Source organism: Streptomyces sp. NPDC039609, from assembly GCF_055596705.1.
This window is the reverse complement of record NZ_JBVIUJ010000012.1, coordinates 126,245-139,193: the sequence shown is the minus strand read 5'-3', so window position 1 is coordinate 139,193 and position 12,949 is coordinate 126,245. Positions and strand designations below refer to the sequence as shown.

14 protein-coding genes are annotated in these 12,949 nt (G+C 71.9%); 7 read left to right on the top strand and 7 right to left on the bottom strand.

Annotated elements, in window-relative coordinates; translation table 11 throughout:
* Positions 1 to 38 precede the first annotated feature (38 nt).
* Positions 39 to 1,025, bottom strand: coding sequence for an alpha/beta fold hydrolase (locus ACZ561_RS31100; protein ID WP_471001301.1), 987 nt, complete (start codon positions 1,023 to 1,025; stop codon positions 39 to 41).
* Positions 1,026 to 1,159: 134 nt separating this feature from the next.
* On the opposite strand from ACZ561_RS31100, the gene ACZ561_RS31095 reads away from it, so the two are divergent.
* From ACZ561_RS31095 to ACZ561_RS31080, 4 genes are all read left to right on the top strand, one after another.
* Positions 1,160 to 1,375, top strand: coding sequence for a hypothetical protein (locus tag ACZ561_RS31095; RefSeq protein WP_376445061.1), 216 nt, complete (start codon positions 1,160 to 1,162; stop codon positions 1,373 to 1,375).
* Between the two features lie 147 nt (positions 1,376 to 1,522).
* Positions 1,523 to 2,182, top strand: a complete 660-nt coding sequence (locus ACZ561_RS31090) for a TetR/AcrR family transcriptional regulator (RefSeq protein WP_329116321.1) — start codon at positions 1,523 to 1,525, stop codon at positions 2,180 to 2,182.
* A 147-nt stretch (positions 2,183 to 2,329) separates the two neighbouring features.
* Positions 2,330 to 2,557 (top strand): DUF3107 domain-containing protein, encoded by a 228-nt coding sequence (locus ACZ561_RS31085; protein ID WP_329116322.1) that lies wholly within the window; start codon positions 2,330 to 2,332, stop codon positions 2,555 to 2,557.
* 194 nt (positions 2,558 to 2,751) lie between these two features.
* Positions 2,752 to 3,021: a hypothetical protein gene (locus ACZ561_RS31080; protein WP_329116324.1), complete on the top strand. Its 270-nt coding sequence runs from the start codon at positions 2,752 to 2,754 to the stop codon at positions 3,019 to 3,021.
* 31 nt (positions 3,022 to 3,052) lie between these two features.
* On the opposite strand, the gene ACZ561_RS31075 is transcribed toward ACZ561_RS31080, so the two are convergent.
* Entirely contained in the window at positions 3,053 to 3,811 is a 759-nt protein-coding gene (locus tag ACZ561_RS31075; protein ID WP_471001297.1) for a ferritin-like fold-containing protein, read from the bottom strand.
* 490 nt (positions 3,812 to 4,301) lie between these two features.
* Between ACZ561_RS31075 and ACZ561_RS31070 the strand changes: the two genes are divergently transcribed.
* Positions 4,302 to 6,407 carry a DEAD/DEAH box helicase gene (locus ACZ561_RS31070; protein ID WP_471001294.1) on the top strand — a complete coding sequence of 702 codons (2,106 nt, stop codon included), beginning with the start codon at positions 4,302 to 4,304 and terminating at the stop codon, positions 6,405 to 6,407.
* A 95-nt stretch (positions 6,408 to 6,502) separates the two neighbouring features.
* A complete protein-coding gene (locus tag ACZ561_RS31065; RefSeq protein WP_471001291.1) occupies positions 6,503 to 7,363 on the top strand; it encodes an alpha/beta fold hydrolase in 861 nt (286 codons plus the stop codon).
* A 71-nt stretch (positions 7,364 to 7,434) separates the two neighbouring features.
* Here ACZ561_RS31065 and ACZ561_RS31060 read toward each other — a convergent pair whose 3' ends face one another.
* On the bottom strand, positions 7,435 to 8,361 hold the full coding sequence (locus tag ACZ561_RS31060) for an NYN domain-containing protein (RefSeq protein ID WP_471001288.1): 927 nt from the start codon (positions 8,359 to 8,361) through the stop codon (positions 7,435 to 7,437).
* 182 nt (positions 8,362 to 8,543) lie between these two features.
* On the opposite strand from ACZ561_RS31060, the gene ACZ561_RS31055 reads away from it, so the two are divergent.
* Complete coding sequence (locus ACZ561_RS31055) at positions 8,544 to 8,696, top strand: hypothetical protein (protein WP_318103221.1); 153 nt, start codon at positions 8,544 to 8,546, stop codon at positions 8,694 to 8,696.
* Between the two features lie 97 nt (positions 8,697 to 8,793).
* Here the strand turns inward: ACZ561_RS31055 and ACZ561_RS31050 are convergent, their stop codons facing one another.
* From ACZ561_RS31050 to ACZ561_RS31035, 4 genes are all read right to left on the bottom strand, one after another.
* Positions 8,794 to 9,399, bottom strand: a complete 606-nt coding sequence (locus ACZ561_RS31050; RefSeq protein ID WP_376444558.1) for a MarC family protein — start codon at positions 9,397 to 9,399, stop codon at positions 8,794 to 8,796.
* Positions 9,400 to 10,204: 805 nt separating this feature from the next.
* Entirely contained in the window at positions 10,205 to 11,065 is an 861-nt protein-coding gene (locus tag ACZ561_RS31045) for a PHP domain-containing protein (protein ID WP_471001285.1), read from the bottom strand.
* A gap of 105 nt (positions 11,066 to 11,170) precedes the next feature.
* Positions 11,171 to 11,809, bottom strand: coding sequence for a DUF6758 family protein (locus ACZ561_RS31040; RefSeq protein WP_376444562.1), 639 nt, complete (start codon positions 11,807 to 11,809; stop codon positions 11,171 to 11,173).
* Positions 11,810 to 11,974: 165 nt separating this feature from the next.
* Positions 11,975 to 12,559, bottom strand: coding sequence for a suppressor of fused domain protein (locus tag ACZ561_RS31035; protein WP_471001282.1), 585 nt, complete (start codon positions 12,557 to 12,559; stop codon positions 11,975 to 11,977).
* Positions 12,560 to 12,949: the final 390 nt, after the last annotated feature.

Here is a 12,949-nt window from a genome sequence, read left to right as displayed (position 1 = left end):
CGCGGGGCCCTTCCGACTATGTCGTCCCACGCCCCGGATCAGCTCCCGCCGCTGTCGTGTGTGCCGTGTTTCTCGGCTTCGATCAGTTCCCGGACGGCCTTGGCGACCGTCTCGGGGTACTCCATCATGGCCACATGTCCGGCGTCCGGGAGCGTCAGGAGGCGCGAGCCGCGGAACGCGGCGGCCGCCTTGCTCGCCATCCGGTACGAAACGAGCTGGTCACGGCCGCCGTAGACGAGCAGTGTCGGCGCGAGCACCCGTTCTGCCTGCCGCCAGAGACCGTGTTGACCGCCGAGCGTGTAGGCGTCGACGATGCCGCGCGACGAGCGGGCCATGACGTCCCAGAAGTACGGGAGCTCCAGGCGCCGCTCCATCTCCTCCACGGCGTGTCGGAAGCCCTCGTCGGAGACCCGGCCGGGGTCTCCGTAACAGAGGGCGAGCACCCCGCGGACCCGCTGCTCCGGCGTCCAGCCCCTGGTCAGCTTCGCGAAGAGGGGCGCGACGCCCGGCACGGCGAGCATCACGGTCGGCCAGGCGGTGCGCTGGGCGCGCAGCTCGGGCAGGGCCGGGGAGACCAGGGTGAGGGTGCGGACCAGGTCGGGGCGGACCGCGGCGACGCGGGTGGAGACGGCGCCGCCGAGCGAGTTGCCGATCAGGTGGACCGGTCCGCGGCCGGCGGCGTCGAGAAGTCGGATGACGGCCCGGGCGTGTCCGGTGACCGAGTAGTTGCCGTCGTCGGGCGGCGGGGAGTCGCCGAAGCCGGGCAGATCGACGGCCTCGCCGTCGACCTGGTCGGCCAGCAGCGGCATCATCGCCGACCAGTTCTGCGAGGAGCCGCCGAGCCCGTGGACGTACAGCGCGGGCGGGAGGCCCGGCCGGTTACCGGGGCGGGCGCGCACGGTCAGCGTGAGCCCGGGCAGGGTGACGGAGCGCAACTCCTCGCCGTCCGCCACCCGTACGGCGCGGGTTCGCGACGCGGGCGGTGCGGCGGCGGTCCGGGTTTCCGGCAGCTCGGTCGACGACATGGCCGCAATATTACGAGACGATCACGCGGCGGGGCGTGTGTGTGGCGTCACAGGTACGGGTGCGCCGCGCGAGGTGTGCTCCTACGCTCGAAGAGAGGGCCATCGGAGAGGACCCGCACGCCGGAAGGAATCGCATGACTGTCGATCCGACCGAGCCGGACACATTCGCCGAGGAAGAGGTCGCGGTGCTCGACGAGGAAATCCCGGAGGCCGACGCCGCCGAGCAGCACACGGATGTCCAGCAGCAGGAGGAGGAGCATCCCACTCATCTCGAACAGGACTCCGCGAACCCGGCGGACGCGTCCGAGCAGGCACGGGTCGTCACCCTGGACGAAGACGACTACCGCTGATTTGTTCGGTTTAATCTTGAATCGCCTGTCGCCCCGGACGTCCGGTCCGTGAAATTCTGCGTCCGCACCGCGCACACCCGGGTTACCCAAAAGTACGATGGCGGGCGCGGCGCCACAGCGCGCATGGATCGATTTTTGGGAGGCGGCGTGACAGCCATCGAGCAGACAGAGGCAGCACGCCCTCGGGGCACGCGCCTGCCGCGCCGAGCCCGACGGAACCAGCTTCTGGGCGCGGCCCAGGAGGTGTTCGTCGCACAGGGGTACCACTCCGCCGCGATGGATGACATCGCCGAACGGGCGGGCGTCAGCAAGCCGGTGCTCTACCAGCACTTCCCGGGCAAGCTCGAGCTCTACCTGGCTCTGCTCGACCAGCACTGCGAGTCACTCCTCCAGGCCGTGCGCACGGCGCTGGCGTCGACGACGGACAACAAGCTCCGCGTCGAGGCGACGATGGACGCGTACTTCGCGTACGTGGAGGACGAGGGCGGCGCGTTCCGTCTCGTCTTCGAGTCCGACCTGACCAACGAGCCGGCCGTACGCGAGCGCGTGGACCGGGTCAGCCTCCAGTGCGCCGAGGCGATCTCGGACGTGATCGCGGAGGACACCAACCTCTCGAAGGACGAGTCGATGCTGCTGGCCGTGGGCCTGGGCGGCGTCTCGCAGGTCGTGGCGCGCTACTGGCTCTCCAGCGAGTCCGCCATTCCCCGCGACAAGGCGGTGGCGCTGCTGACCTCGCTGGCCTGGCGCGGTATCGCGGGCTTCCCGCTGCACCCGACGGACGGCCAGCCGATCACCGACGGCGGCTGAGCCCCCCTCCCCGGTCCCGGTTATTCCCTCCCGGCTGTTCGCTCCTGGCGTGCGGTGGGTGCGCCGTGCGGGTCCCCTCACCGGGCTAATGTGTGCACCGTACGGCGCGGGAGACGCGCAACGCTGACCGTTCGGAGGGACATAGCCGTGGAGGTCAAGATCGGCGTGCAGCACGCACCCCGGGAGATCGTTCTGGAGAGCGGGCAGTCCGCCGAGGAGGTCGAGCGCGCCGTTGCCGACGCGCTCGCCGGCAAGGCGACGCTGCTCAGCCTCACGGACGAGAAGGGCCGCAAGGTCCTGGTGCCGGCCGAGAAGATCGCGTACGTGGAGATCGGTGAGCCCGCGGTCCGCCGCGTGGGCTTCGGCGCTCTCTGAGACGTACGGCCGAACAGGCGAAGGCCCGGCGGATCCGATCCGCCGGGCCTTCCGTGTGTCCTGGCGCCCGCTCCCGCCTACGCCGTGGGCGAATGTCCTGGTGAGGGGCGCCGAAGAGGATTGCGTCCGGGGCGGCCCGGGTAGGACGGCCTGTGACCGAATTGCCCGCCCCGCACCGCACGCGAGGTGATCCCGTGTTCTTGGAAGCTCTCGGCTCCGCCCTGCTCGGACTCGCCCTGGCCTGGGCCGCCGTGCACCGGCTGCCCGACCGCCTCCCCGCACGTGGGGTCGTCCTCACCACGGGCTCGCTGGGTGCCGTCTTCGGCGCCCTGGTGACGCACGGGGCCCTGGGCCCCGGTCACGCCCTGGCCACGCTGCTCGGCGCGGTCGCGGTCGCCACGGTCCTGCTCTCGCTGCTGATCCGCCCCGCCTCGCGTCGGCTGCGGCGATCAGCGGCGGCGTGAACAGCGCCGCCGCACAGGACCCGTGACCCGTTTACGCCGCCAGACCCAGCGCGGCCATGCGCTTGGTGTGCGCCTCGGTGATACGGGAGAACATCCGGCCGACCTCCGCCAGGTCGAAGCCGTCGGCGACACCGCCGACCAGCATCGTGGAGAGCGCGTCGCGCTCGGCGACCACACGCTGCGCCTGGGAGAGCGCCTCGCCCATCAGCCGGCGGGCCCACAGCGCGAGCCGCCCGCCGAGGCGCGGGTCGGCCTCGATCGCGGCTCGCACCTTCTCCACGGCGAAGTTGCCGTGCCCCGTGTCGTCGAGCACCGAGAGCACCAGCCGGCGCGTGTCGGAGTCGAGGCGGGCCGCCACCTCCCGGTAGAAGTCGGAGGCGATGGAGTCACCGACGTACGCCTTGACCAGGCCCTCCAGCCAGTCCGACGGAGCGGTCTGGCGGTGGAAGTCGTCCAGCGCCTTGGCGAACGGCTCCATCGCGGCCGTCGGCTCGGCGTCGACGGCGGCCAGCCGGTCCCGCAGCTGCTCGAAGTGGTGGAACTCCGCGGAGGCCATCTTCGCCAGCTCCGCCTTGTCCGCCAGCGTCGGCGCGAGCTTGGCGTCCTCGGCGAGCCGCTCGAAGGCCGCCAGCTCGCCGTAGGCCAGTGCGCCGAGCAGGTCGACGACCGCGGCGCGGTACTGCGGCTCGGCCGAGGCCGTGGCCCAGTCCTGGGCGGCGATCCCGGTGAACTCTTCGGCGGTCTCCGCGGCGGTCTCTCCGGCGGGCGTGGCGTTGTCAGGCGTCTCCATGAACCGCACAATAGCCCGCTCCCCGACCCGCGTAAGGCCCTGGTCAGTCACTGTGACCGCGCCCTCATCACGAATTCCCCCAACACACATGCGCGAATCCGGGGTACAGTGGTAAAGCGCCTGCTGAGTATGCGGACATGCTTTCGCACGTTCGGACGTACACGGTGGGCCGACTCATGAATGAGGATGCCCGGTCGGTGGCCCGACTGGCTCCGACCCGACAGCCCTCCCCGCGCACCTGCAGGAGAGGGTCCCTCAAGCGGCACGACGCTCGAGCGACGGCAGTGGTCCCGCGCCACCCGGCTGTGATCCATTCGTCGATCCGGCCGGAAGCGAATCGGCACGGTACGACCCCCAGCGTTCGCCTCGCGCCGCGTCTCACAGAAGAGGCAGCACCCTGACTACGACTTTCCGAGAGCTCGGGATTCTTCCCGAGACGGCCGAGGCGCTCGAAGCCGTCGGCATCGTGTCCCCCTTTCCCATCCAGGAGATGACCCTTCCGGTCGCGCTCTCCGGCACCGACGTCATCGGCCAGGCCAAGACCGGCACCGGCAAGACGCTCGGCTTCGGTCTGCCGCTCCTGGAGCGCGTCACCGTCCCCGCGGACGTCGAGGCCGGCCGGGCCAAGCCCGAGCAGCTGACCGACGCCCCGCAGGCCCTGGTCGTCGTCCCGACCCGCGAGCTGTGCACCCAGGTCACCAACGACCTGCTGACCGCCGGCAAGGTCCGTAACGTCCGCGTGCTCGCCATCTACGGCGGCCGGGCGTACGAGCCCCAGGTCGAGGCGCTCAAGAAGGGCGTCGACGTCGTCGTCGGCACCCCGGGCCGCCTGCTCGACCTGGCCGGCCAGCGCAAGCTCGACCTGTCCCACGTCAAGGCCCTCGTCCTCGACGAGGCCGACGAGATGCTCGACCTGGGCTTCCTGCCCGATGTCGAGAAGATCATCAACATGCTTCCGCCGAAGCGGCAGACCATGCTGTTCTCGGCGACCATGCCGGGCGCCGTCATCGGCCTGGCCCGCCGCTACATGTCGCAGCCCACGCACATCCGCGCCACCGCGCCGGACGACGAGGGCGTGACCGTCGCCAACATCACGCAGCGCGTCTACCGCGCGCACTCCATGGACAAGCCGGAGCTGATCTCCCGCGTCCTGCAGGCCAACGGCCGCGGGCTCGCGATGATCTTCTGCCGTACGAAGCGCACGGCGGCCGACATCGCCGAGCAGCTGGAGCGGCGTGGCTTCGCGTCCGGCGCGGTCCACGGCGACCTGGGCCAGGGCGCCCGCGAGCAGGCTCTGCGCGCGTTCCGCAACGGCAAGGTCGACGTGCTCGTCTGCACCGACGTCGCCGCCCGCGGTATCGACGTCGAGGGCGTCACGCACGTCATCAACTACCAGTCGCCGGAGGACGAAAAGACGTTCCTCCACCGCGTGGGCCGCACCGGCCGCGCGGGCGCCAAGGGCACGGCCATCACCCTGGTCGACTGGGACGACATCCCGCGCTGGCAGCTGATCAACAAGGCGCTGGGGCTGGACTTCCACGAGCCGGTCGAGACCTACTCCAGCTCCCCGCACCTCTTCGAGGAGCTGGACATCCCGGCGGGCACCAAGGGTGTCCTGCCCCGCGCCGAGCGGACCCGTGCGGGTCTGGGCGCGGAGGAGCTCGAGGACCTGGGCGAGCCGGGCGGCCGTGGTGGCCGTGGGCGCAAGCAGGCCGCCGCCCCTGCGGCCGAGGAGCGTCCGGCCCGTACGCGCGCCCCGCGCCAGCGTCGCCGTACGCGTGGTGGGTCCACCGTGGACGAGACGACGGCCGTCGTCGCCGCTCCGGTGGCGGAGGACGCCCCCGCCGAGCCGCGCACCCCGCGCCGCCGTCGCCGTACCCGTACGGTCGGCGTGCCGGTCGCGGAGGCCACTGTCGCCACGGTGACGGAGGCCCCGGTGGCCCCCGCCGCCGCGGTCGCCGTGAAGGCCGCGGTCGCCGCCAAGGCTCCCGCCGCTCCGGTGATCCCCGCCGCCGCTGCGGCCCCGGCGATCGAGGAGGCTCCCAAGGCTCCGCGTCGTCGCCGTACGCGCATCGTGAAGCCCGACGAGACGGTGTCCTTCCAGACTCCGGAGACGGCCGCCGCCGCCCTCGCGACGCTCGCGCCGGCCGCGCCGGTGGAGACGGTCACGCCGGTCGAGACCGTCGAGGAGCCCAAGAAGGCGCCCCGCCGCCGTACGACGAAGAAGGCCGCCGCGGTGGTCGAGACGGCCCCCGTGGCCGCCGAGATCATCGAGGAGGCCCCGAAGGCTCCCCGTCGCCGTACGACCAAGAAGACCGTCGCCGCCGAGGCCCCGGCCGTCGAGGCTCCGGCCGCCGTGGTCGCCGAGGCCGCCCCGGTCGCCGAGGAGGCCCCGAAGGCTCCCCGTCGCCGTACGGCCAAGAAGGCCGTCGCCGCCGAGGCCCCCGACGCCTCGGAGCCGAAGGCGGCCCCGCGCCGCCGCACGGTGAAGAAGGCGGCCGCCGCTCCGGCGGAGGCCACCGAGACGGCCGAGGCCCCCAAGGCCCCGCGTCGCCGCACGACGAAGAAGGCCGCGGCCGCTCAGCCCGAGAGCTGACGCGTCGTCGCACCGCTTTCGGCGGCCCGGTCCCTGCTCAGGGGCCGGGCCGCCGTGCTGTCCGACCCCTTTCCAGCAGCGGTTACAGTCCCTCTATGAGCAAGCCCCGGTCCCTGGCGCCGCCGCCGCGCACCCGTGCCTACCGGCTGGTGACGGCCCGCGGCGACTTCGCCGTCCTGGACACCGCGCCCGAGGGCAAGGCCCTCGGCACGGTGCTGCTGCTGCCCGGCTACACCGGCAGCAAGGAGGACTTCCTCGCACTGCTCGGGCCGCTGAGCGACGCCGGCTACCGCGCCGTCGCGGTCGACGGCCGGGGCCAGCACGAGAGCCCGGGGCCACGGCACCGCGCCGCGTACAGCCGACGGGCGCTGGCCCTCGACGCCGTCTCCCAGGCCCTCGCGCTCGGCGACGGGCCGGTGCATCTGCTGGGGCACTCCTTCGGCGGGCTGGTGGCGAGGTCCGCGGCGTGGCTGGCACCGGAGGCGTTCCGTTCGCTGACCCTGCTGTCGTCGGGACCCGGCCGGGTCGCCCGGCCGCAGCGCGTCCGCGTCCGGCTGCTGCGCGGGGCGCTCGCGCTGCTGCCCAAGGAACGGGTGTGGCGGGCGACGCGCTGGCTCGACAGCCGGGGCGAGGAGCCGGGCGTGACCGACCCGCCCGAGATCGTGAGCTTCCTGCGGCGCCGCTGGATGCGTACGCGGATCGTCCAACTGTCCGTCACGGGACGGCTGTTGAGGCGGGAACGGGACAGTACGGCTCAGCTGGCGCAGCTCATCGTGCCGCTGCACATCGCGTACGGGGACGAGGAGATGGTCTGGCCGACGGCGAGCCTGGCTGAGGCGGCGCGGCGTACCGGCGCCCATCACACGGTGGTCGCGGGTGCGGGCCACTCCCCCAACGTGTCCCATCCGCAGGAGCTGGCCGACCGGCTGACGGCGTTCTGGGAGCGCTGCCCCTAGGGGGTGTGTTGTCACCCCGCGAGCCCGGCATGATCGGCAAGACACCCCCTGGGCCTGGACGGTCCGGCCCGTCAGAACTGGGCCTGGATGTGCTGCCAGAACCCGTCCCGCAGCGCCCTGCGCAGCGCCGCGTGGCCACGCAGGGAGCGGCTGAGCAGCTTCTCCGCCTCGATGAGCAGATCCTGGTCGACCGGTCCGGGCAGATACGGATGCCCGGGCAGCAACTCGGCCAGGGCATCGGGGCCGCGCTCGACGAGCCAGGTCGCGGCGATCTGGGCGCCGACGAAGCGGACCTCGTCGCGCGACGGCGGCGGCTCGCCCTCGTTCTCGTACGTCGTGACGGGGCGTCGGGTGACGTACGGGCGACAGAAGTCGAGGTCGAACGTGCGCTGGCTGTCGACCTCCCAGAGCAGCGGCTCGGCCTGGTTGCGCCCGTCGGCGGCCTCAATGCCCCAGAGGTGGACGCGGGCCCCGTACCCCTGGGCCGCCTCGACGGCCGAGACGAGGTCCTCGTCGCCGCCGACGAGTGCGGCGTCGCTGATGGCGCGGTGGCGGGCGAGGGACTCCAGATCGGAGCGGATGAGGGAGTCGACGCCCTTCTGCTGGTTGTTGGCGTTGAGGTTACCGAGGCGGACCTTGACGTCGGGCAGCTCGGCGATCGACTGCTGCTCGGGGGTGTGGATGCGGCGCCGTGCGCCGTCGTACCAGTAGACGCGCAGCAGCCGGCTGTCGGCGAAGATCGTGCGGGCCTTGTCGATGAAGGCCTCGATCAGCCCCTCGGCGTCGAGGTCGAAGGAGCGGCGGTCCTCGGTGCCCGCGACCAGCAACCCGGCCGCAGCATAGACGTAACCTGCGTCGACGAAGATGGCGTGCGTCGAGGGTGTCTTGGCCACCTCGGCGAGCATCCGCTGGAGGAGCTCATTGGTGCGCTCCAGGCGGGCGCCGAGGTCGCGGACCGGGTCGCCGGGCGTCGTCTGAGGTGTCTCTGCGTCGTTCATACGGGCCTCATTCTCCGCCGGTCGCGGCCCCGTCGCCAACGCCCCCTACCGCTTAGTAGTTAGCCATCCGAAAAATTTCCTTAGCGTAGGGAATGTTTGCAGGATGCATCCCGTTGGAACGATACGTAACTCGCATCGCAGTTCTCCATCAGGAGGATCAACTCAGACGAAGGGAGAAGCCTGTGCGCTTCGAAATCCTGCGACTGGACGACATCGACGGCACGCCCGTCGACCGAACCGTCGTGGACGCCGCCTCCGTCAACCGGATCGTGCAGCAGGCCGCATCGATCGGCCAGCGCATCTGGATCCGTCCGGCCGACACCACGGCCTCATAACAAGGCAACCGCTCAGACGCACCGCGCCCCCGCATGGACTCCGTGAAACGGAATCCGTACGGGGGCGCAGTGGCGTGCGGGGCGACCTCCGGGCTCCCTAGGAGCCCTGGATGACCTGGGTGACGCCGTTGATGATCTGCTGGACGGCGATGGCCGACAGCATCATGCCGGCGAGCCGGGTGACGAGCACGACGCCGCCGTCCTTGATGACGCGGATGATCAGCAGCGAGTAGCGCATGGTCAGCCAGAGCACGACGTGCATGGCGACAATGGCGGCCCAGACCGAGACCTGCGCGGCGGTGCCGTCGGCGTGCTGCACGGCGAGAATCACGGACACGATCGCACCGGGCCCGGCGAGCAGCGGCATCCCGAGCGGGACGAGGGCGACGTTGACGTCCTTGGTCTGCTTCGGCTCGTCGGTCTTGCCGGTGAGCAGGTCGAGCGCGATGAGCAGGAGGAGCAGACCGCCGGCGATCATCAGCGCGGGTACGGACACATGGAGATAGTCGAGGATCTGCTGCCCGAGGATCCCGAACACGGTGATGACCCCGAAGGCCACGGCAACGGCCTGCCAGGCCATCCGCCGCTGAACCTTGGCGGGCCGTCCGGAGGTGAGGGCGAGGAAGATCGGGGTGATCCCGGGGGGATCCATGATCACAAAAAGGGTCAGAAAGAGCGAGCCGAAGACGGCGACGTCGAACACGGTGAGCCTTGCGATATGGGGTGTACGAGGGACGGGGACGCGCTTGTGGGGGCGCGGTGCCCTTGGCGGGCGGCTTGGGAGCGTGGACGGCGTCCCGGGCGGGAGAACCCGCCCGGCACACCGCCCGGCTGCCCCCGGGAGTGGGCATTCACCGGGACGGACCGGACCGCCACGGAGACACTGGCCGGGAATCGCCGGACCGGCAGGGCCGGACCGGACTCCGCCGGGTCCGACGGGCTCCGCCGGATGACATCCGCCGTGACCGACCGACAGGCCGTAGCGCACCGGCCGGAGACCGTCCGGACCGCCCCGGCGGGCACCCGCCGAGAGATCCCGCCGGGCTTCCGTGGAGCGGCTGCCACCGAGGGCGGTCGCCGGACCGAGCGGATCCCGTCAGGAACCGGATCTTCCGGCGGCCGACCACCGGAAGGTTTCCGTCAGAGCCGAATCGGATCCCGCAGGGGTCCTGGCCAGGCCCCGGCAGGGGGCCGAGTCCCGGTCCCCGTAGGAGGCCGAGTCCAGGTCCGTGCAGGAACCCGAGTCCAGGTCCCCGCAGGAGGCCGAGTCCCGCAGAAACCCGAGTCCGATCCCGGAGAGGCCCGAGTCCAGACCCCGGCAGGGGCCGAGGCCGAGTCAGCAGGGGGGCGGCTCCAAGTCCGCAGGGGCCCGAGTCCGGGTCCCACGGGGCCCGAGTCCGGTCCCGCAGGGCCCGAGGCCAGGTCCCCACGGGGGCCGAGGCCAGGTCCCCGCAGGGCGGCAGCCGGGGCCCGCGCGGGACCTTTCCGGTGGCCGGTCCCGGTAGGGACTACGCGGGTCCGCCCGTGCCCGGGACCGGGAAGGCGCCCGTGGCGCGGCGGGTGATCTCGCCGTAGATCTCGGGGTCCGTGGTGAAGTCCCCGAGGCGGCACGTCTTGCGGCTGCCGTGGTAGTCGCTGGAACCGGTGGCCAGCAGCCCGAGCTCCTTCGCCAGCCCCCGCAGCCGCGCCCGCGTCGCCTCGTCGTGGTCCATGTGGTCGACCTCGATGCCGTCGAGGCCGGCCTCCGCGAGTCGGGCGATCGCGGACTCCGGCACGACCTCGCCGCGCTTGACGGCGAGCGGGTGCGCGAAGACCGTGACGCCGCCGGCCGCCTTGACGAGCCGGATCGCGTCGAACGGGTCGAGCTCGTGCTTCTCCACGTACGCCCGTCCGCCGTCCGCCAGCCACTCCTGCGTGAACGCCCCGGACACGTCCGGTACGACGCCGAGTTCGACGAGCGCCTCCGCGACGTGCGGGCGGCCCACCGAGCCGTCCCCCGCGATCCGGGCGACCTGCTCCCACGTGGCGGGGACGCCGAGCTCCTGGAGCTTGCCGACCATCGCCCGGGCGCGCGGCACGCGGTCGTCCCTGACCAGCTCGCGCTCGGCGGCCAGCTCGGGCTCCTCGGGGTCGAAGAGGTAGGCGAGCATGTGCAGCCCGACCCCGTCGACCCGGCAGGACAGTTCGGCGCCGGTGACGAGGGTCAGCCCCTCGGGAAGCGCGGCGATCGCCTCGGCGTACCCACGCGTCGTGTCGTGGTCGGTGAGGGCGACGACGTCGAGTCCGGCGGCACCCGCGTTACGGACCAGCTCGGCCGGGGTGTCCGTGCCGTCCGAGGCGGTGGAGTGGGTGTGCAGATCGATGCGCACGACGCGGTACTCCAGGGCTCGGGGCGGACGAAGGGGACGCTCCAGCATAACGGGGGAATCGAACACCCCCGCCCCGTTGCGCCCCGCCCGAAGCCGCCGGGCTCGCTACGTCAGCAGACGCGGCGTCAGCGCCCCGCACGGCAGCAGTTCGACCTCCGCGCCCGCGTCCCGGAGATCGGTCAGCACCAGCTCGTCGTACATCAGCAGCCCGGACTGCTCGGGCCACACGATCGCCCACAGCCACAGCCCGCGCGCCTCGCCCGCGAAGACCGCGCGGTCCTGCGGCGCGCCGTTCACGTGCCACAGCGGCGTCGGACGGCCGGCGGCGAGCACCTTCGTCTGGGCGGGCTTGTCGATCGCCATGTGAGGCCCGGGGTCGGGTCCGTCGATCCCGGCGTACCGCGCACCGAGTCCCACGCCCAGCTCCTCCGCGACGAGCAGCAGCTCACCGATACCGCCGAGCGGCCCGGGACCGGAGCAGGCGACGGCCGTCGCGCGCCCTCCGCTGCGGTCGTCACCGGCGTACGCGACTCCGGTGAAGAGCCATCCGACGGGCAGGGGCCACGGCATCCACACAGGCACCTGGGTCCGGTGCACCACGACACCGAGGGCCTCGACGCTGGGCGGGATCACGGGTTGCAGCGGGTGCACCGAGCCGTGCACGTCGCACTGCCACGAGTCGGCAAAAAGACCGGGCGCCCTGACCCGGCCACCGCACTTCGGGCAACTGGGTTCGCCCCTCATAGAGCCCAACGGTCCTACCCCACCGCGTCCACGTCAAGGACGATCACCCGTCCGGCCCGACCAGTTCACCCCCAGCAATAGATGCGATTTGCATGCATCGGCTCGGCCCACCCATTCCGTGTACGCCTCAACCAGCGACGCACGCCACATGAGGGAGGCGCGGCCTCAGTCCAGCGACACGGACCTGCGCAGCGGATCCCGCAGATCCGTGCCGTTCGTCAGCCAGCGCTCCCGGAGCGCCTCCGCACCATGGACCCGCTTCCACGCCGCCTCGTTGGACGTCATCGGCAGCACCGGCAGGAACCGCACCGGATCCATTGGCTCGTCGAGCTCCAGGTCCTCCACCAGACCACCCGGCTCCGCGACGAGGACCGAGCTGAACGGGGCCCCGGGCCACAGGGGTTCACCCACGTCGAGCGAGGCCCCGGCGGCCACCACCACACCCTCGACCTGCGGTGTCGAGGCGAGGACGGCGAGCGGGCGCAGCACCTTGTCGGTGTCCGCGAGCCCGCCCCGTACCGACAGCACGAGTTCGGCGCGCGGGCCCTTCACGGGGTCGGCGAGCGCGGACGTCGGGTCGGTCATCGGGTGCGCGGACATGCCGAGGGTGGCGTACCGCACGACATCGCCGTCGACGAAACGGAGCACCTCGATCCGATCCGTACCGAGGAACGTCACCGCGGCCCGCGCGTCAGGTTCACCGAGCGCCGTACGTAGCCGGGCCTCGACCAGAGCAAGAACTTCTCCCATGACGCGAGCATAGAGCGCGTATGGAACGGGCAAAGGAAGGGATTGACCCTCTGTCGGCTGATAGTCTTGGCCGCTGGTCGGGACTCCCGACTACTCGTCATCCCCCAAGGGGGACCGGCTGGAGGAGGTGGGGCTGCGTGGATCGAAGTCGGTCGGGCAGTACCAACCGCTCTTCCGCCCCGCACCCGAGCCCGGTGCGTTCCTCCCGGTGATCTGAGGCCTTCCGCACCCGGTCCGCCCCGTCATCCGGCATCTCGCACGACGGAAGAGCACTTCGCCTTTGCCTGTCTGTAGCGAACGCCGTCACCGCGATCCCGCGGTGCCGCCCGCTTTGTGGACGACGTAGCTCCCCGTCCCCATTCCGGGCTGTGCCACGCCTCGCCGACGGCT

Bases quoted from the DNA above. Each gene is read 5' to 3' on its own strand.
- ACZ561_RS31100 (WP_471001301.1), bottom strand. From the start codon at position 1,025: ATGTCGTCGACCGAGCTGCCGGAAACCCGGACCGCCGCCGCACCGCCC.
- ACZ561_RS31095 (WP_376445061.1), top strand. From the start codon at position 1,160: ATGACTGTCGATCCGACCGAGCCGGACACATTCGCCGAGGAAGAGGTC.
- ACZ561_RS31075 (WP_471001297.1), bottom strand. From the start codon at position 3,811: ATGGAGACGCCTGACAACGCCACGCCCGCCGGAGAGACCGCCGCGGAG.
- ACZ561_RS31070 (WP_471001294.1), top strand. From the start codon at position 4,302: ATGACCCTTCCGGTCGCGCTCTCCGGCACCGACGTCATCGGCCAGGCC.
- ACZ561_RS31065 (WP_471001291.1), top strand. From the start codon at position 6,503: ATGAGCAAGCCCCGGTCCCTGGCGCCGCCGCCGCGCACCCGTGCCTAC.
- ACZ561_RS31060 (WP_471001288.1), bottom strand. From the start codon at position 8,361: ATGAACGACGCAGAGACACCTCAGACGACGCCCGGCGACCCGGTCCGC.
- ACZ561_RS31040 (WP_376444562.1), bottom strand. From the start codon at position 11,809: ATGAGGGGCGAACCCAGTTGCCCGAAGTGCGGTGGCCGGGTCAGGGCG.
- ACZ561_RS31035 (WP_471001282.1), bottom strand. From the start codon at position 12,559: ATGGGAGAAGTTCTTGCTCTGGTCGAGGCCCGGCTACGTACGGCGCTC.